12 protein-coding genes are annotated in these 19796 nt (G+C 64.5%); 4 read left to right on the top strand and 8 right to left on the bottom strand.

Annotated features, from left to right (window positions below; all coding sequences use genetic code 11):
* The first annotated feature begins 1427 nt into the window (after positions 1–1427).
* Positions 1428–3596, top strand: a complete 2169-nt coding sequence (locus tag ASF63_RS15805) for a DUF11 domain-containing protein (protein ID WP_157534405.1) — start codon at positions 1428–1430, stop codon at positions 3594–3596.
* 1191 nt (positions 3597–4787) lie between these two features.
* Positions 4788–5664 (top strand): IS5 family transposase gene (locus ASF63_RS18905; RefSeq protein WP_235560825.1). Its coding sequence is split into 2 segments (ribosomal slippage): positions 4788–5144 and positions 5146–5664, totalling 876 coding nucleotides; the frame shifts between segments, so codons are not numbered across the junction.
* 36 nt (positions 5665–5700) lie between these two features.
* Here ASF63_RS18905 and ASF63_RS15795 read toward each other — a convergent pair.
* The 5 genes from ASF63_RS15795 to ASF63_RS15775 all read right to left on the bottom strand — a co-directional run bounded on the left by ASF63_RS15795 (position 5701) and on the right by ASF63_RS15775 (position 9740).
* Positions 5701–6120 carry a hypothetical protein gene (locus tag ASF63_RS15795; RefSeq protein ID WP_056516191.1) on the bottom strand — a complete coding sequence of 140 codons (420 nt, stop codon included), beginning with the start codon at positions 6118–6120 and terminating at the stop codon, positions 5701–5703.
* A 242-nt stretch (positions 6121–6362) separates the two neighbouring features.
* Positions 6363–7835 carry a hypothetical protein gene (locus ASF63_RS15790; protein WP_157534404.1) on the bottom strand — a complete coding sequence of 491 codons (1473 nt, stop codon included), beginning with the start codon at positions 7833–7835 and terminating at the stop codon, positions 6363–6365.
* Between the two features lie 49 nt (positions 7836–7884).
* Entirely contained in the window at positions 7885–8478 is a 594-nt protein-coding gene (locus tag ASF63_RS15785) for a hypothetical protein (protein ID WP_157534403.1), read from the bottom strand.
* On the bottom strand, positions 8475–9194 hold the full coding sequence (locus ASF63_RS15780; protein WP_056516182.1) for a threonine/serine exporter family protein: 720 nt from the start codon (positions 9192–9194) through the stop codon (positions 8475–8477). Before ASF63_RS15780 ends, ASF63_RS15785 begins: the two co-directional genes overlap by 4 nt.
* Before the next feature lie 171 nt (positions 9195–9365).
* Positions 9366–9740: a hypothetical protein gene (locus ASF63_RS15775; protein ID WP_235560824.1), complete on the bottom strand. Its 375-nt coding sequence runs from the start codon at positions 9738–9740 to the stop codon at positions 9366–9368.
* Between the two features lie 1473 nt (positions 9741–11213).
* On the opposite strand from ASF63_RS15775, the gene lepB reads away from it, so the two are divergent.
* Positions 11214–11861, top strand: coding sequence for a signal peptidase I (lepB, locus tag ASF63_RS15770; protein WP_235560823.1), 648 nt, complete (start codon positions 11214–11216; stop codon positions 11859–11861).
* A gap of 2832 nt (positions 11862–14693) precedes the next feature.
* On the opposite strand, the gene ASF63_RS15755 is transcribed toward lepB, so the two are convergent.
* The 3 genes from ASF63_RS15755 to ASF63_RS15745 form a co-directional block, all read right to left on the bottom strand.
* The gene (locus ASF63_RS15755; protein ID WP_056516170.1) at positions 14694–15326 is read right to left on the bottom strand and encodes a GntR family transcriptional regulator; all 633 of its coding nucleotides are present in this window, start codon (positions 15324–15326) and stop codon (positions 14694–14696) included.
* Between the two features lie 440 nt (positions 15327–15766).
* On the bottom strand, positions 15767–17518 hold the full coding sequence (locus tag ASF63_RS15750) for an Ig-like domain-containing protein (protein ID WP_056516167.1): 1752 nt from the start codon (positions 17516–17518) through the stop codon (positions 15767–15769).
* A 522-nt stretch (positions 17519–18040) separates the two neighbouring features.
* Positions 18041–18373, bottom strand: a complete 333-nt coding sequence (locus tag ASF63_RS15745; protein ID WP_056516164.1) for a DUF4190 domain-containing protein — start codon at positions 18371–18373, stop codon at positions 18041–18043.
* Between the two features lie 776 nt (positions 18374–19149).
* Between ASF63_RS15745 and ASF63_RS15740 the strand changes: the two genes are divergently transcribed.
* A complete protein-coding gene (locus tag ASF63_RS15740) occupies positions 19150–19788 on the top strand; it encodes a sigma-70 family RNA polymerase sigma factor (protein ID WP_321163163.1) in 639 nt (212 codons plus the stop codon).
* Positions 19789–19796 lie beyond the last annotated feature (8 nt).

Genomic DNA, 19796 nt, shown 5'->3' with positions numbered 1-19796 from the left:
CTGCTGATAGGCGTCGAGCGGGTCACCGTCGTGGGACGTGTGCCCCAGACTCCCCGAAGGCGCCAGAGCATCCCAGCGCCGAGCCACCAAACCGCCCGCGATAGCCGACCCGCGGACCTTGACCACGTGACCGTGTCGCTCACAGTCAGAGATCGCCGCGGATTCACCCACTATTACCAAGAGCTCGTCACCACACCGGTCGCTGTGCGCGACGCCTGGAACCTCCTTGCGCGAAACGCCCCACCACCCACCACCCATGCGGCGCGCTCCGACCACACACACCCACGCACAGAGAAGAATCAATGAGCACCCCGTGCTCTCGGCACCGATCTCCGATACGGCGCAGCGGTCGGAGTACTCCGGGCCCACATCTGCCGGCATTGGACACGAACGCTACGTCCAGGGAGGATGGCCGACAACGGCGACCGCGACGCAGAGCTGGTCAGTAAGAGCGTCACCGACGAAGAGTACGGTGACGCCTCCACTGTCAGTCGGAGGCCTACGTAGTAGGACATTGAGAAGCGCATCGCCCTTGGGGCCACTATCGAACAGGGCCCGGGCGCCACGCCGAGCTCCTTGTGATGGTCGTTGAAGGTGAGAGCGAATGGGCGCACGACTGCTGAGTCGTCCGGCGTTGCTGCCGAGCTGCGATCTGGTGCCACGTGCGGTGCGTCCGTGAACGACAAAGCGACCACCGGATCTCACCAGCAGCGAGTGCGGAGTCGATCGCAAACCGGCTAGCCGGCGCCGTCATCAGGATCGAAGTTAAAGGCGCCTCACCGGCAGGTCGTCGGGTCAAGACTCACTGCGGATGGGCCTTGTCGCCCGGGCTCGAGTCGTGTCGGGAATGACTTTCACCGTCACTTGCGCGCCTCAGGGCCTCGGTCATTCCCCATTCCGCGGCAACAAGGCGCTGCGGCCTTGGCCCCACAGGTTGCTAGCTCGGTGCGGTAGCGGACCTAGATGCCAAAGTTGCCCTCTCCCACGACATTTTGTGTTTCGCATGGTGGTAGCTCAGCCATTCCTCTGACCACTTCACCGGCTTGGTGGTTCCACGGCAAGGCTGCCGTCTTGCACTTAACTGTCCGCTATCAAGCACCGACGGACGTGCCCCTCCCGACACGGGAGGCCACCACCACGGGAAGATGAGCACGCACCGATGATGGTCGGTGCTCTCGAGCCTGCCCTTTGCGCGCCCTGCTGCCGGGCGCCGGGCAAGCACCTCGAGTAGCCGATACGAAGCAGTAAGGAACATCGTGGCGATAAAACCCACCTTCACAACACGCGTGCCATATGTCAACGGTGCACGAAATCGCCTGAGGAGGACGGTTGCCACAGCCACGGCCATCGTGCTCAGCTCAGTGGGGCTCGTCCTCTCAGGAGCTGTGTCTCCTGCCACCGCGGAATCGAGCGACCCTCTCGTGTACATGCGCGGATCCCAGACGCAATACGCCTACCTCGCAGACGGCGACGCACTGTCCTTGAGTTTCACCAAACAGCGGATTGATACCAATGGGGGGTCCACGACGGTGTACACAGCCCTCGACGCTGAGGGTACGACGCGCTGGACCTGCACCGTTGACGCCACGGACCCCATCGGAACAGCTTGCGCCACCCCCGCGCCCCTGACTGGTGCCGCCGGCGTCTGGGAAATACGAGTTCAGGACAATAGCAACACCGGCCAGAGTCGCGTCAGTGGGTACCACTGGGATCACACCGTTACCCACAACGGCGCCCCACTTGCGGGACGCCTCTGGACGAACCAGTACGTGATCTGGCAACCCGGTGACGCGTTTGTCACCGACATGTCGTTCTGGGCCGTGTCCGACGCTGGCTACAAATACACCATCAACATGGAACAGTACATGGGTGTTCACTCCACGCTTGCAGTCAATGCGGCCGGAGTAACCGATCCTCCAAACACGTGCACCTCGTTGTACGCATCTTTCGATGCAGACGGTACGGTCAACCCCAACTGCACCCTATTCCGGCTCTTCTGGGAAGAGCCTGCCGCCGACCTGCCCGAGTCGGCACCCTCACCGTCAGGCGAAACGAAGGTCGTTCCGCCCCTTCTGGACCTTGACGGCCTGGCTGTGCCCGACCTCGCATTCACGTCCAGCAGCACGGTCGCAGGAGCAGGAACGTTCAACTACTCGATCACCCCCTACTTCCTGGGAAACTACTGGGTCGAGATTGACACGAATGGCAATGGTTCGTACACGGACTCGGTCGATCGGCGTATCCTGCAGGGCGCCGACGGTTCAGGAACCTACTCCACCGCCTTTGACGGTCTCGACGGCGAAGGGAACCCGGTTGACGAGTGCGGACAGATGCGCGCACGCATCTATTACGACAAAGTTGGAGAGATCCACTTCGTCAGCCGGGACGTCGAATGGCGGGGCGGCGGAATCGAGATGATCCGGCAGAACGGCCCCGGGGCACCGGACGACGTGATCTACTGGGACGATACTCAGCTCGATCCGAACCGCCCCACGACAACGCCGCTGGTGGATGGGACTGCTGGTGTTCCTAGCACTGGGGGCGTCCACGGCTGGGCGCGCGCCGCCGGACCCGCTCCAGTCTCCTGGGGCGATGCGCGCCTGATGGACGACTGGGCTTATGTCCCCATCACGCAGGGAACCGGAGAGATCGCCCTCGACGGTCGTTGCCTGAGTCTGGAAAAGAGCACGGACGGCTCCGCGAACGCCGTAATTGGCGACACAGTGACGTACACCGTGTCAGTGACGAACAACGGTGCGGGCGACTACACCGAAGCCGACCCCGCCGTCGTTGTCGACGACATGACTGCCGTCCTTGACGACGCAACGTTCAATGACGACGCCGAAGCCTCCGTCGGCTCGGTCGAGTTCGCTGACAACGCACTCACGTGGACCGGCCGTCTCGCCGCTGGCGAGACGGCCACATTCACGTACTCGGTCACCGTCACCAACGTAGGCGACCATCGCCTCACCAACACCGCAGCCGTGACGCCCGGACAGTGTCTCTCGAACTCTGAGCGGTGCACCTCCACGACCGACACGCCACTGGCCAACGTGGTCCCGGCCAAGACTTCCAATCCTGCACCGGGCGCCACCGTCAAGCAGGGCGACGAGATCACATATACGCTCTCGTACACCAACGACGGCGCGGCCGCGGGACCGGTCGATTCCACCGACGATCTGTCTGCAGTTCTCGACGATGCCGAGATACTCGTCGAGCCTGTGTCAGACACATCCGGCATCACAGCAACGCGAACCAACGACACCCTTCGCGTCGTTGGCAGCCTCAATCCCGGAGCTACAGCAACCGTGACCTACACGGTCAAGGTTCGTGACGACGGTGCCCGCGGCGACAGCCAACTGCGGAACGTTGTTGTCCCGGACGTGGAACCGGCATGCTCGCTCACTGCGACCTGTCCGGAGCGAGCAACCGAGCACAAGGTCACCCCGACTCCCCCGGTGACCCGTTCGTCGCTCGCTTCCACAGGTCTCGACCTCCCCCCAGTGGTCCCCGTGGCCGCTGGGATACTGCTAGCGGTAGGTGCCGCAGCGTTCATGGTTGGCCGACGCAAGCGGCGCAGTCGGCACAGCGACTGATCGGCACAGAGATGGGGCTTTGGAATCCGACCGGACTTCAAAGCCCCATTGGTCTCGCATCGCTGTCGCTGTCGATGTCGATGTCGCCAGGATCGCAGAGGCCGAGATCACACACCCAGGCGAGGATCAGAAAGCTCCAGCTAGGCGCCGCCCGAGCGCCCGTCTTTGAAGTGTCGGCGTCACGGCAACAGACACCCCAGCCGGCGCGTCACAGGACCGTTGCCCGCACTGTTTGTCCCAAACCTCAGCTGCCAGACGCGCTCTCGTGCAAAGCGATCGCGACTCGCCAAACTAAGACGACGTGGTCGAAAACCCACTGTGCCCATCAGTTGCTCAGGATAGGCCAGATCTTGGAGCACGAATCTAGCCCTCCACAGATACTGTCCTCACCTAAGCGCGGTTGTCACCAGGGATTCGAGTTTCAGACCGAGCCGCAGCTTACCGAGAATAAGCCATCGCCTACGTCTCTCAGACCGCCATGGCCCCGAACCTCAGTGCCGTCGTGAACTTGTCACCTTTCTCGCCAACTGCAGGACACCGATCACAAGAATCCGCCAATTTCGGCTAGAACCTACATCATCACCGTGCTCGCGCTGCTCGCCGTGCTCGTCGCAGACGGAATACTCCGCATACAGTGACGTGACCTATCAGGTGGGGTATCCTAAACGGGAAGCTCCCCCTTCGCGGAGGTCGGAGAAGTGAACCCGGGATTTCCTGCTGATTGTGGGGCCCGGGTTTCGCGCATCTACAGGTCTACCCATAGCTGGTGATCGAGCCGCCTCGTCCAGGGATCGTCACCGTTCAGCCTGCCATTGACGGCGCCGCACACCGCATCAGGTAGCCACAACAAAGGCTCCAGTGCCCCACGCACATGATCGACACGCATCCCCGACGTAATGGTGCGGGACGCACGCAGCGACTGCACCATCTTCATGTCGCGCTGATCATCCGCAGCACCCCGAGACTCAAACACCACATGCGTATGAGAATGTCAACTTGATCTGAGACCGTCTTGTCACTCTGAACTGGGACCACTCCCTGCCCCGTGGAAGGGTGAATTCTTCGAGCAGGGATGCTCGTCAGGGGCGTCCTGCTGCTGGGTTTAGGCCATCTCACTGCTCGGCTGGATGGTTCTGCTAGGGAACGTCTCCCAAGTCGCGGAGGGACAGTTCGGTCGGGGATGCTGGTGTTGTGGCTCGGCGTCGTGAACTCTCGGATTCTCAGTGGGAACGGCTCGAAGGGTTGATGCCGCGGATGTGGGGTCGAAGTCGTCCGTGGCGTGATCACCGCCAGGTGGTCGAGGGCATCATCTTCCGGTACCGGACCGGGGTGCCCTGGCGGGATCTGCCGGATCGGTTCGGGCCGTGGCAGACCGTCTGGAAACGACACCGCCAGTTTTCCGTCGACGGCACGTGGGACCGGATCCTTGCGACGCTGCTGACCGCTGCGGACGCTGCTGGCGATATCGATTGGGTGGTCAGCGTGGACTCGACGATCGTGCGCGCGCATCAGCATGCGACCCGGCTTCCGCGGACCACAGGGGGATCTGTCGAATCACAAGAATCCTGGTGTCGAACCCGCCGATCACGCCATCGGCCGCTCCCGCGGCGGATTGTCGACAAAGATCCACCACGCCGTCGACGGGCGCCGCCGCCCCCTTGCGATCCTCGTCAGTCCAGGGCAGGGTGGCGACGCACCCATGTTTCTGCCGCTGCTCAGTCAGCTGCGGGTGCTGCGGTCGGAACGCGGCAGACCCCGCACTCGGCCCGTGGCGGTGCTCGCCGACCGGGCGTACTCGTCCAGGGCGATCCGGGCTGACCTGCGCCGCCGCCAGATCCAGGCCGTCATTCCGGAGAAGCGGGACCAGCAGGCTCACCGGAAACGTCGCGGCAGAGCTGGCGGTCGCCCGGTCAGCTACGACAAGGACACCTACAAACGCCGACACACGGTCGAGTGCGCGTTCAACACGCTCAAAGAGTGGCGGGCATTGGCTACCCGGTACGACCGGCACGCGGTAATTTTCCGCGGCGCCGTCGTCCTCGCCGCCATCCTGGCCTGGTTACGCTGACCCGTTCAATGGTGGCGCAGCTGGAACAGGATCGCGTCACACACGGATAGAGGCGAGGCAACGGCATTCGAATGGAACTGCCTCCATGAACTCCTCATCCCAATACACATCGCAGAGCCCGTCCCATTCGATGGCGATTCTCCCGTCAACGAGCTGTCCGAACCTCAGCTCAGCATCGAACACATCGTGATGTCCGAACACATACATGAACGCCGACTCCGGATGCGCGTAGTCCGCATCGGAGTGATGGCCCCACGAGAATCTGAGCCCTGTCAGAGCCGCTCGCTCCTCAGTCGGCACTGCCAGACCTTGGTGATACAGCCCCGGCGCCCACCACTCGCCGTCGATGTTCTGGGCGTGGGTTTCAATCTCAACCCCCGCGGCTGCGGTGCCGAGCACCACCATCGCCGTCGAGACTTCGAATCGCCGCTCACGCAGCAGTAGATAGCCGCTCATGGCAGGCCTCCCTCAGATTCCGACTGCCCATCCGAGGATGGCAAACCTTCAACGAAGCTACCAGCGACTTGGGAGACGTTCCCTAGCAGCAGGCTAAAATCCGCATCTGCTTCCGCGCCGGTGGGGAACGCGAAGACCAGATAATCAATCGGTCCGCCGTAGATGTCTGCGACAATTTCGGCAGAATAGACCTCTCGTCGTTTCGCTGAGAAGACTTTCTCGCGACGTTCGCCCGAAGATCGTCAGACGTCGTAGAGCAATTCCGTATGCCCGACGCGTGCGCCGACGGGCTGTTCGTAACCGGGTTCTCCCACCATGCGCCTATTCGGAAGAATCATCGCGTCCTCCCCGATGACTGCACCCGCGATGGAGATGCTCCCGGCGCCTGAGACTCGTGTGCGAGTCAGGTCCAGTGCTGCCGGCGTGTGCAATCTCATCCGGTCGAAGGAGAGGAGAGCGTCGCCGACGCCGCACCCGACTACGGCGACAGTCCCGGACAACACTTCCGTTCCGAAGAAGGTGATCGCAGAGTCGCCAGCCAGCGTCGTGGCATCGACGCGGATGGCCGCTTGGGCGCCGACGGATGCCTCCCGGAAGTCGATCTGTGCAGAACCGTCAAGACTGGAGTCCTCGACGATGATCCCGGCTCCAGTTGCCAGGGTGACCTCGTTCATGGCGATGGTGGAAGTGGCTTCAGGACGGACCCGGCGAAAGTTCAGCTGCCCGAGGTCCGACAGTCGTACTCGAGAAGCGATGATGGAGCTGCGGCTGTGCAGGTGCGTGTCGTCAAAGGAGACGCGTGCGCCGTTGTCGACGGAGACGTCCGCGAGCGACACAGTTGCGGTGTCATATATCTGGAGCGCATCGAAGAGGACGGTCCAGCGTCCCGAAATGCTCGCCCGATCCAGCCGCAGCATCGCATAGTCGAAGATCTCACCGTGCGATATGTCGAGTACCGTCCCGTTGTCGCACGCGATACCCTCGAGAGCGACCGGGAACCAGATCGGTGCGCCCGACAACGGAAACTGTCGCCCTTCCCACTCCGTGTCCAATCGGAAACCTTCCGGTGTGAGATGCGAGGCGATGAGCTGGTAGCCGGCTTGTCGCACGGATGCCTCCGCCGCCGTGCGCTCTGCCGCCGTCGCGGCCGAACGCAGGTAGCCACACATGACATCGATGCATACCTGGAGTTCATTCGGTCGACCGAACGCGAGCCAGTCATCCCCCAACGCTGCAAGCGCGTACAGTCCGGCTGTCCGCTTGACCGGTGCGTCGGCCCCGAGGAGCTCAACGGCCGCGACGAAACGGCTGCGGAGGTCACGCTCGACTTCCAGCTGGCGTTGCGCGGCCACATCTGTCGCTCGCGCATCCTCGCGGCCGCGTTCTAGCGCCAGTTGTGTGTCGAACTCTGTGCGACGCCTGTTCTCGTCGTCCCGCTGGTTGCGTGCGTCCAAGAGCGTTTGTCCGTGGCGAGCGAGACTGAGGGCGACACCGATAACTGCGATGATCCCTCCGAGCCCCAGGAGGACGATCTGTCCCGCGGACCCCAGCAGGATCCGTCTTTCGCCCTCTGTCCCGTTTGGTATCCAGTGCGCGAGAAGCAGACCAGGAACGCTGGCCACGATCACGATGCCAACGATCACGAAGGTAAGCGCGGGAACCCACAGTTTCCATCCCCGAGGGAAGCGCACAACAGGAGGTGTTTCATCGGCCATTCGGCCATCGTGGCACACGTCGGATGTGCCCATCGACGGCCGCTGGCCGTCAGAAGATTGGCAAAGCCGTGACGCGCCGCCCAGGGACGATGCTGCCCGCGAGGATGCCCAGCGCCACGGCGACCATCGTCGACAATGTCGCAAGGATCGTGTTCAAGCTTCCCGTACCCGCATCCAACAAGGTCGTTACCCCGACGAGTCCGAGCGCTCCCGGCACGAGCAGCCAGAACGCGGGAAGGAACGGCACAATCGCAGCGGGCCCGCCGTGGCGGGCGATGTATGCGGCCACCGGTGTTATTGCGAGCGCAGCGAGGAACGCGGAGATCACCGCCCCGACCAGCGGCTCGGTGAGAACCTGGACACTGTAGGCGACATACAAGAGTGCGGTAATCCAGGGAAGCGCGTACGGTGCGGCGTTCTGGTGAATACCGATAGTGATACCGAAAACCCCGACGGCCACCCAGGGGGCGATAGCGCCCAGGGGCTGCTGTGCAGGCCCGAGCTCGACAGCCGGGATACCCACCAGAGTGCTGGCCGCGACGATGCCGAGCGCGAGAAGGATCAGTTGCATGAACCCTGCCGCCAATCGTGCTCCCCCGGACACGATCTGCCCCGTCGTGAGTTCCACCACGGAGGTGGTCAACGTCCCCCCCCCCCCGGAAGGAAGATGATGAGGGGCGCGACGAGGGATGGGAGCGCGCCAGCGTCGACCGCGGTGACGTTCAGCAGCCAGAACACCGTCACCGCGACGACCAATGCCGACCCAAACGTAACTAGGGGGCGGGTGCGACTGGGCAGACGCACACTCCCGGTGAGAAGGACTCCCACGAGAAGACCCAGGATCGTCGCCACAACCACCCCGGACACCGACGCCCCCAGCAAGACGGACAACGACCCGGACGCGACCGAATATGCCAGGACCCTCTTGTATCCCGAGAACGGTTGACGTTCCTCCCTCAGCAATCGCACCATGGTCCGCACCTGCCCGGGAGTGAGATTCCCGTCGCGGGCGGACCGTGCCACCCGGTCCACCGCATCAACCTGGTGGAAGGTGAGGGGCCGGGATCCGGTGCTGACCGCACGTGTCAGCACCTGCCCTCGAACCCGTGAAGACACAATGATCGCGGTGGGGAGCACGACGACCTCCGCGTTGTCGAGGTTGTTGCGCAGGGCGACGCGATCCAGGGTCTCCCGCACCGTGTTGACGGTGTAGTTCGCATCGCTCATCGCCTCCCCCAAGGCGACAAAGGCATCCAACGCGTCCGCGTCGCGGCCTACGGCCGAGACACGCGCGTACGCCGCGGGGGCCTTGTGTGCAGGTTTACGCCTGACAAACGTGAGGGCTACTGCCGTGACCATCAGAACTCCTGCGGCGATAGTCGAAGACGCGTCCATGGGTTCGGTGAGCGGTTATCGCGAGTCTCTTTTCGCTTGTCGACGTGCCCCCCCTGCGCACGCGTGGACGCGTCCCGCTTCACTCCCCCGGTTGTCTGCTGGTGCTCTCGCATCCGTCCCGCGTCGACGCCCAGCTCATGCACGCCATCGGTTCCCGGGCCTGACCATTTGCCTGACCGCGCGCGCCAGCCGTTCATCCTTCAGCGCTTCTGCTTCTTCGTGTGCGACGCGAGCAAGTTCCGCACTGATGATGGACAGTGCTTCTTCGAACACATACGCATGCGCGCGCGCCTTATCGGAGCCCGCCGCCGCCGCACCGCGCCCGCCCGCCTGACTGACGCGTTCAGCGGCACCACGACGGTAGTTGGTGGTGTGCTTGTTGCGAGCCCGACGAACCCTCTTATGCAGGGCGAGAAGCCCGTCTTCGTCGAGCTCACCCAACCGGTCGGGCTCCAACTCGCGAATGAGGTCTCGTTCCTTGTCCTTCAAAACCCACAGATACTGTTCCATGTCCCTCGATCTCCTTTGAACGGGCGTTTCCGCCTCTGGGTGGTGCAACTGAGTATGAAGCTGGGGAGCCTTTGCCGCCAGTGTGGGGAGGGGGAGGGGCTGACGGCACCGACGTTCCTGTTCTACATATGTGGTGTTTTCAAGCTCAGTTGCGTGCACCACGCTCTCCGCTCAGTATCCTCGGCGGGCCATGTGAGCAGCGCCTCCCCTGCCGCCCGTTCCGCATCCCGCTGTCGGATCCATTTCGCGATAGCCGACTCCCACTTGCACCCACAGCCGTATGTGCCGACGATCGTTGATGAGAACCGGCTCAGCCAGGGCGTACCCAGCACCGGAGCCCGGCTGAGACCAGGGCCAGCACCGTACTGGGCTCCGAGATAGGCGGTGGGGACCGAGGAGAGAGCAGGTAGGGGCAAGTACGATGACATGTCGTCGATCCGCTCTTGCGGACGTATGTCGCCCTGGGCCGAGCTGATTATCGGTTCGATAGGCTCCGCATCGCGGGTCGCCGCTGTATTTGGAGGCGTGAGAGCCCCGGGGCGCCCGCACGTTGCCACGCCTGTGAGCGACGGCCTCCATCCACCGAATATCGGGAATCTCACCGCATGGCACCCGGACGATCCCCACCTAGTGGGACGGACCAGGGACACGCGATGCGACACCGGCCCGGACTGCAGATGCTCGCACCGCACGCTACCCCGCCTGATCCTCAGCTCCGATTGATGGGTTGCCGCACTTCTGCTGGTGAAGCACCGAACGCGGGCACCGGAATACGCAAACTGGCATTTCGCACCACCGCACGAACGCTTCCAACCTCGTTGCACTCCGGCCGACACGTCATCGTAGAGGTGTCGGCCGCCCGCCCCTTCCGAGATGATGGTCACCCGTGCTTCGAAGCCTTTTCCATGTTGCCGCCCCCGAACGCCACTCTGGGCTGCTCTCGCGCGTCCGTGACGAACACTGTTCCCTGCTTCGGGAAGAACTCGAGGCAGGCGAGCAACAACAGCACCGCGGACGCCTCTCCGGGTGGTGGCGACGTGCGCGAGGCCGGGAGGAGCGCCTCCGACACGACCAGGCCCGCGTGATCCGTCGCGAGTTGAGACGACCTGCGGTGTGAGCGCTCAGCGCCGTCATTCGAACCGCCGTGTCACGACGCGCGCGTCGCGAGAACATCCCAAGGGCGACCGGCAACGATGATGAGTCGACGACAGCTGACCTACACCGTCGCGGTCATCATCGGGGCATCAATCGCCGTGCCGGTGCTTCGTTGCGATGCCGCACGCCCCCGGCACGCTCACCCGGTAAGGCACCTCGGGCTCTCTGTCGCAACGAAGGGAGCACGCCCGTGATGACCCCATGCTGAAGACGTCGCGTGCGCGCGATGCCGCACGCACCCCACCACCCCACGCGGCGCACGCCACACACTCTCCCGACGCCCCGGGTTCTCGACGGGTCAGGCGGTGGGTGCGGGATATGATTGCGATTGTGCTGGTCGGAGCACTCGCGTCCTTCGGGCTGAAGAGTTACGTGGTGCGCACGTTCTACATCCCGTCCCCATCGATGGAGAACACTCTCCTTGTGCAAGATCGTGTCCTGGTCGACCTCCTCACACCTCACTGGGTGAACTACGAGCGCGGAGACGTTGTCGTCTTCACCGATCCGGGAGGGTGGCTCTCCCACACTCCCCCCGTGGGCTCGTGGGCATCCCGCGGGACGAGCTTTGCGGACCGGCTTCTCAGTTTTGCCGGCGCCGACGACCCCGACGAATACCTCGTCAAGCGCATCGTCGGGCTACCCGGTGATCACGTGATCTGTTGCACCGCTGAGGGCTTCGTCACGGTCAACGGTGAACCCGTCGACGAGCGGGCCTACCTGAACGGTGCAGACGTTGTCGCGTCTCACACTCCGTTCGATGTCGTCGTTCCGCCCGGCGCAGTATGGCTCCTTGGAGACAACCGCGACCGATCCTCGGATGCTCGCAGCCACCAGGACCTCCCCAGTGGCGGGTTTGTTCCCATCGAGAACATCGTCGGGAAGGCGGTGCTCCGGTGGTGGCCGTTGGACCGGTGGGGAACTATCGATGCCCACCATGAGGTTTTTGACGCTGTCCCGCCCCCATGAGGCCTCTCACACGCGTGCCCGCCACATGTCGACCTAACGCGTACCCGTTCTCTACCGAACCCTCACTGGCACCCACGGAAGGCGGATCTGCCACGTCTCGTCATCCGTTTTGCCGTCCGAAGCGAGATGGCTCGGGTGACGCCCTCACACAGATCGCACCCGGACATCACTGGACTCGATGAGGGCCGCTGGAAGAACAGCGTCGCTGGCGTGGCGACGGGTGCGCTCATCCCTGGCGGGACACTCCTTCGAGCCCTGCGATACCAAGACTCAGGTGGGGAGTTGCCACCGCTGCGGCGCCTCTGATGGACGTGACAGTGAAGGATACGACGTTCAAGGGATCCGCCCCGACGATCGATGTACAACGCAGGTCCCTGGGGGTGCTGCGCGTGTGTGCCACGGGCGGCAAAGGCACCCCAGTCATCAGCAGTGCCACATCCTCGAGTCGATCCGTGAAGACGCGGATCATTGTCCCAATCGGAGCCTCGGGACGCTTGATCGAATGGACCGCCATCGCGCAGGGAAGACGGCCAGGTAGCCTCTCCGCATATGCGTCGGTTCGTTCGCTCGTCGCTCAGATCAATCCGAAGTCCGTCGCTCCGTGTGCGCAGAGCTAGACAGCGAGAGGCCGCACTCACCGCGGACGTGGTGCGCACCTCACGGGTGTGAAAGTAGATGGTGATGTCGTACCGCGAGTCAACGCGGTACGACATCACCTTGGTGCAGTGCCGCTCTGTCGCGCAACGCCACGGATCTCGCCGGCGTTCACATGAGAGCGACTGCAGAAGGTTGCAGCCTCGGCTACCGTGAGCGCCCGACGGTCAGAGGGACTTTCGCGCTGAGCAGCTATCGAACCAGTTCGGAACCGTGACACACGCTCGGATATACGTCGGTCGGTGCTGTCCGGTGGGCATGGCCACCGTCAGCGTCTTTCCCGATCCGAGGCGATTGAACACCTCCCGCGTCTCGAAGCCCACACCTGCCTGACTTCCGTACGTGATCTGGGCGTAAGCCGTGCGGCCGTCGGCCTTCGTGTCTTTGATCGTGAGTGTCCCGTTGGCGCTCACGGATACGTCCGCGCCGACAACAGACACCGTCCGGGGCGTGACCGACACGGCTGACGCGGGCGCCGCGGCGCTGAGGACCGCTACCAGAGCGAGGGTTGCTCCCGCAATAGAAACTCCCACTCGGCGCGAACGGACTGAGTTGAACATGAATCTCCCACTTGGTCTGGTACCCAGGATTGGCGTACGAGCTGACGGTAGCGGCGGCCGTTGTTCTCGTCGGCCGAAACGCGGAGAGATCCGTGGCAGACTGTCCGGCCTTGAGTGGTCGACGTGAGTGAACACCGTGAGTTCTGCAAGTGTTGGCGAGTGTCCCGTCGCCGTTGGCGTGCTGTCCGGTGGCACAGTCGCCGTCCCGGCGGTCCGTTGCACACAGCCACGACTCGGAATCCCCGCTCACGAAATCCGTGTGTCCCCACATGCGCGCCTGCGTCGCCCACCAACTGCTGAGTTCGACCGATCGGTCCGACGCCTCGACGGTTCCGCGGGTTCCCGCTCCTGGTCCGACCTGGTCGGCAGTCGCGGTCGTCTCTTCCCCACGCACAGGGGCGAGAGTAGGACTGTCGATGTTCCTCCACGCAAGACCCGCACACCGTGTCGCCTCCGATCGATGACTCGGCTCGGGAGCTCCACCGTCTCACGAGGATCATGAGCACTCACACGCTCCGGATAGGGAGATCATTCCAACCGGGGTCTGAGCGGGTCCGCAAACTCTCTAGCGAGTCAGTCGGAACCAGCAAGGCGGCGACTAGTGGGGCCGTCGTTGCGAGAGCACGGACAATGTGCGCCGATATCGACGGATCCGGTCGATAGTGTCGACACCCTCGGACACAGCCTGCTCGGTGGCTCCTGGCCGACCCCACGTCTCGAACGTCGCCGCCAGAGTCGCCCCGCCAACCGCAGTCACGAGGACTCCGACAACACCTTCCGCGAGGTTGTTCACGCACCATAGCCCGGCGGCACCCACCGCGAGACCGACACCGTAGCCGACAGCTTGCGCGCTGTACCGTCGGCGACGCAGCTCCCGCAACCGGCGCCGACGGCGAGAGTTCTCCGCTTGAAGCGTCTCATCACTGAGCCCGCTGAAGGGGATGTGGTTGCGGCCTTCCGCGACCATATCTTCGCCGGTACTGCCGATGGTCCTCACGCGACCCTTTCCTTCCTCCCGGTGGCGCGCATGCGGCGCCACGATGAACGGACACTCCCGAACGCGCCGGACGCTCGTTCCGGTCTAGCTCCGCCAAATACGTGAACTCGCGCAGATCCAGATTCGCGGACAAGGGGCAACGCCACGCGCGTCTCACATCGCGTGCAGTAGGACGCGAGACTCGATGCAGTGCCGGTGCGCCACAACTCCGTGTCGGCAGCCGGCCCGACCGCTTCATGGGCGACACCGCCGGTCCTTTCCTTTGCCCACTCGTTGTGAAGACGGCGAGGCGCACAGCAACACGCGGTGGCACGCCGTCGGCGCACGACACGCACCCCTACCAGTGGGTGATCGCTCACCCACCCGCACGGACGGCATCTGCCCAGGGGACTCCGTGTAGTCATCTACATCCGGTCGGGCTCTGTCCGCACCGTGCTGACGCAACTGTGTACCGAGACCTCACACCCGGCTGGCGCAAATGGGGACATCCCTGGTGTCGTGAGTCGTCGTGAATGCCGTCCACCTGATTCCAGATCATGCGTGATCCGACGATGAGCGTCACCTCGGGTTGATTGAGCGCCCACTTCTGCAGTTAGCAGGTCCGACTAACCGGTGGTTGTGTCACGCGCGCCCGAGGACGGAGAACAGTGTGCAGACGGCTTGCTCCACATCTGACGCTGCGCTCTCACGCAGTGTCGTAGTGAGAGATGCCACTGCGTGATCGAGCTCCGTCTTGATCGCGGGATCAGTGTCTTTCGTGCCAGAGCGCAGCACACAGTGAGCCGCGAGCGCCACCTCGGCGAGATGCACAGCCTGACGTGGATGGTCGATGAGGTCGGTCACGGCCGTGAGGAATCTCGACGCCGCGTCGGCGCGAGCGGCGGGAGAGTCCGCGCGGAGGAAGTGCTTGGTGGCAGATGTGAGTGCGCGCCGTGCAGCACGGCTATCGCCGGGAAGCGCGCCCCGAAGGGCGAGTCCCGCGAGCAGGCCCGCGTAGCCGACCGTCGCGCGTGCCTCCGGGGTCGAGAAGTCCGCAACCTTGGTGTACCTGGCCGGAGACACATCCACAAGCCCGACATCGCGGAGACGGATGAGGGCTTCGCGCACCGGGGCCATGGACACGCGCAAGTCGAGTGCGACTTGCCGGGGCTGCAGGGCGTCCCCCGGGGCATACTCGCCCGCGCGGATCGCGTTACTGATGTGAGTGAAGACGAGGTCGGGCAGAGGGGTACGGTCGAGGAGACGGCCGAGCATGATTCATGGACTCCGAGTCGAGGGGCACGTCTCGTAGGGCGCGCGAGACGGGAGCGTGCAGGGTGGTGGTGGTGCGCGAGGTGACGACAGTACCCCCGCGAACACGACGCAAAGTGCCGTCTACGTGCGAATCATCCAAGATGCAGTATCTATGGGGCGCTTTCTGAAGAGCTCTCACACGAGCCCCTGTGCCTGAGTCCGTACACGCCTAAGCGATGGCGTGGCAACCGCTGCGGGCGCCTGGCTTCCCTGACGCGAAGTTCGTCGCAAGCGTCCGCCTGCAGCCTTCTCCTCGACGATTCCGCCCCGTACGCGATCGACGACGCAGTTGCGACGACGGGGCCACCGGCCGGCGTGCACCGGTGCGGGAGCGGGCTCAGCCTCGCATGCGTTGTAGGCATGCGAGGCTGAGCCTCGACGACATGTGTCGTCAGGTGGTGTTACGCCTGCTGACGGCGCTTGGACAGCAGCAGGATGCTTCCGGCAGCCAGGAGCGCGGCGATGATCCCTCCTGCAGCGGCAGCGATCGATCCACCCGTCTGCGCCAGGGTTGTGGTTGCGGCCGTCGCGCCGGGGCCCGTTGCCGTTCCCGTGTGCCCGGCGTCCGACGTCGCGGGGGCGACGGTGATGCGCACGGTGGCAGTGGCCGTGGCTCCCTCTTCGTTGGCGACGGTGTAGGTGAACTCATCCGCACCGGTGTAGCCGGCTGCGGGCGTGTAGGTGACGGTGCCGTCGTCGTTGAGGACAACCGTACCGTGGGACGCGTCGGAAACCGAAGTGACGGTCCATCCCGTCGTGTCGCCGTCGTTCGCGAGCACGTCGATGTCGACGGGCGACCCGCTGGTGGCAGTTGCGGTGTCGTCGACAGGCGAGACGCCTGCGGGCTGCGCGTCCACGGTCACCGTGACGGTCGCCGTCGATGAGAACCCGTCACGGTCGGTCACCACATAGGTGAACGTGTCCTGACCGGTGAAATCTGCCCCGGCGGTGTAAGTGAGAGTGCCGTCGGCGTTCACGGTAACCCGCCCATCCGTGACCGCGGCACCGCCGTCGAGGGTGACGGTCGAGCCGACACGGACCGTGTCGTTCGCAAGCACGGGGACGCTGATGGTCCCACCGCTGAGCGTTGTCGCGGTGTCGTCGGCTGCTGCGGGCGGGTCGACGACCCGCTGAGTGAGAGTGCCGTCGAACGCGCCAGTCGCTCCGCCGATGGTGACGTTCGTCGCCCACGTGAGCTTCTGCACGCCCGGCGTGGTGTATGTGACGGCCCCGGCGTCGTAGCTACCACCCGTGACCGCGAGAGGGAGGGCGGTGCCGTCGGCCGCGGTGACCGTCACCGCGTAGGGGGTGCCGACCGCGGCGACCTTCATCGTTTCGATCTGCCGTTTCGCGGACACGAAAGTGAGCTCAGGGAGCTTGCCGTCCAGCGGGCTGAGGTCCGTGATGTGGTTACCGTCGAGCCACAGCGTCTCCAACGCCGCCAGCTCGCCCAGCGGGGCGACATCGGAGACGAGGTTGAAGGCGAGGTTCAGGTCCAGAAGGTTGGTGTTCAGGGCGGTGAGAGCGGAAACGTCGGTGACCAGGTTGGAGGACAGGTCCAGCGTGGTCAGGTTCGTCAGGTTCGACAGCGGCGACACGTCCCTGATCCCGTTGAGGGTCAGATCGAGGAAGTCAAGGTTGGTGAGCCCTGCCAAAGGCGTGAGGTCCGTGGCCTTGTTGTTCTCGAGCTCGAGATCCGTGAGGGTCGTCATGCCCGACAGTGGGGACAAGTCGGATACCTGTCCGGGCTGGATTTTCAGCGACGACAGCGTCAACCCGGACAGGGGCTGAATGTTCGACACCTGGCTCTGCGAGATGGAGAGCCGATCCAGCGTGGTGAGCCCGGACAGTGGAGAGAGGTCCACGTCGCCGCTGCCGGAGAATGACAGCGACGTTGCCTGCGTGGCGTGCTCCAGACCGGTGATGTCGCTGATCGGAGCGACGCAAGCGAGGGTGCGCACCTTGGCGATGTCCGCCGTGCCCACCGCGCTGGTAGCGTCCAGCCCCACGCTCTTCGCGATACACGCCCGGAGGTTATCGTCGGGGACGATCGCCGTGGCGGCGGCGGCCGGGTGTGCGGCGAACAGAGTCGCCCCCACTGCGATGACGGTGGTCGCGCCACCCCAGTTCTTCAGTCTCGTTCGAACGCCCATCGGACGCCCACCTCTTTCCCTACGTTCTGGCGCGCCAGCAGTGACGCACATCACTTAGACGTTACGAATCGCGGGCGTTCACCTCACGACGGGCGGGCAGGGATTGCGTGTGCGTCGCGGGGATTGCAGTGCCCGCCCGTGCAGGTTCTCGGAGAGCGCTGGCACTCTTAAGTGGCGAGAGATCCAGACCGCCCCCGTCCCAACGAACCGCCACGCCGCCCGCCTCCGCCGGCGACACGGGAGCGTGTCGGCACGGCGAAGGGGCAGTTGATCGCGACTCAACTGCCCCTTCAGGTGACCGCTCACGATGGTCACCACCGTGCACGCCAAGTCGGCACGGCCTGTCACAGAGTCTGGGAGGAATCCCGTGACGCTGTCACTCTATGCACGCCACTGGCCCACCGATCGCGCTTTGCGTGCTCGACACCAGTGCCACCGAGGAACTGCATGTCGATTGCCGTGCTCAGGGCAACAGAGTACGTGTGCGGCCGACGCTCGGCTGACTGTCTAGTGCCGTGGAGGTCAGTATCCGTAGGGGCTGCTGGCCGCGCCGAACGCCGCGATTGCCGCCGCGAACATCCCGATGTAGACGATGACGAGAATCGCCCCCAGTGCGGTGAATGTGTAGCCGAGGATGAGCCCGGCGCGCGCGAATCCACGACCGGGCTCCCCTCTGGCGTTGACCTGGCCGACGGCGATGTGGCCGAACACGATCCCGACGACGGGGACTACGAAGCAGCCGAGAAACGCGATGAGAGCGAACAAGTTGTACCGGGGTGCCGTGCGCGGTCCCGTGAACTGCGGCGCGGGTCCCGGGACGGTGAGACCCGCAGGTGGGTCGACGATGTGTGTCATAGAGTCTCCTATTCGTTGAAGAATCTGGAGCCTGTCAGCGCCCAGGCATCACAACCGGAAGATGACCGCGGATGCGGTGGCGGGAGCCGAAGGGTTCAGTGCCCCGCGTCACAGGTGCGGTGCAGCGGGCTCACCCGTTGAGGGGCTGCATGCGCGCACGTGTCCGCGATACCAGCACCCCTCGACGGGTTGCGCCCTGTCAGGTCCTCTTTGGCGCGAACAGTCCCGGCACGTCATCCCGCACCGGGCGGTGTACCGCCGTTCACGATGGTGACGCCCGTCGAGCGCCGCCATTGACGTGCCGCCGACATGGTCGCCCGCCTTGCTGAGGCAGCACCCGCAGCTGAGGGGCACCTCATTTTCGGAGCACGACACTCAAAGACTTCGCGGGCGACGTTCGCCGTGTCGAACGGCAGGTACGGTCGCCACGGCGGCGGACGGTCCGTCGCAGAAAGGCGAGCCTCAGAGGATGATCACGTGCACCGTGACGACGGCAGCGATGGTTGCTGACGACCCGGCGTCGGCCCTCAGCGGGAACCGGAGGTGGCGGACGTCAACAACACGCCGTCACGCACCACGTTCGCGCACCACGGCGCCAGGAGTTGCGGATACGGCGAATTCAAGCGGGCCATCGCGTGGGCGAACGGGCGGACGAGGGCTGCAGCGTGCCACCAGATGCGTGTCCTCTAGCCGTCAACCGCGTGCCTGTGCGCGCGGGTCTCACCGTGGGCACACGGCGAGTGTGACGTTTTCGTGGCTATCGGCGAATACCTAGTGTGAAACGACAAACAAGAACTCCTACCCCGCCACCGGGCGACCACGCACCCGCGGTGCGCCGGATCGGGCACGACCCTGCCGAACTAGAGGCGTTCTACCGCGAGCACATTGACGCTGTCGAAGCATTCGTCGCCCGCCGCGTGTCGGACGCGCACACCGTGGCGGACGTTACCGCTGATACCTTCATGCGGGCTGTCGACACATGCCGCCGCTACGACGCCGCTCGAGGCACGGCACGCGCATGGCTGCTCGGGATCGCCTACAACGTGATCGTCGACAGCGAGCGGCGGGCCGCCCGCCGTTGGCGCGCCCATTCCCGGGAGGGCACACGCCGCCTCATCGACGCCGACGCGTTAGACCGGGTTGATGCCCGCATCGACGCAGAAGAACCCGCCCGCGCTCTGCGTGCCGCATACACCAGCGTCACCGGCATCGACCGTGCCCTCCTGGAACTCACAGCCATCGATGAGCTCAGCGTCACGGACGCCGCGACCGCCGTCGGGGTATCCCCCGGGGCGGCTCGGACCCGGCTCTACCGCGTGAAACAGCGCCTTCGCGAGCACATCACCACTCACGCAGCGTACCCGCCCCTCGGCGCACGCCTCCACACCCTCGCCGCTGAACACCCCACCCCTTGAATGGAGAC

Origin of the sequence: Microbacterium sp. Leaf320, assembly GCF_001423485.1 — a bacterium.
GTDB lineage: Bacteria > Actinomycetota > Actinomycetes > Actinomycetales > Microbacteriaceae > Microbacterium.
The sequence above is the reverse complement of the archived record's forward strand: the minus strand, read 5'-3'. Positions and strand labels throughout refer to the sequence as shown.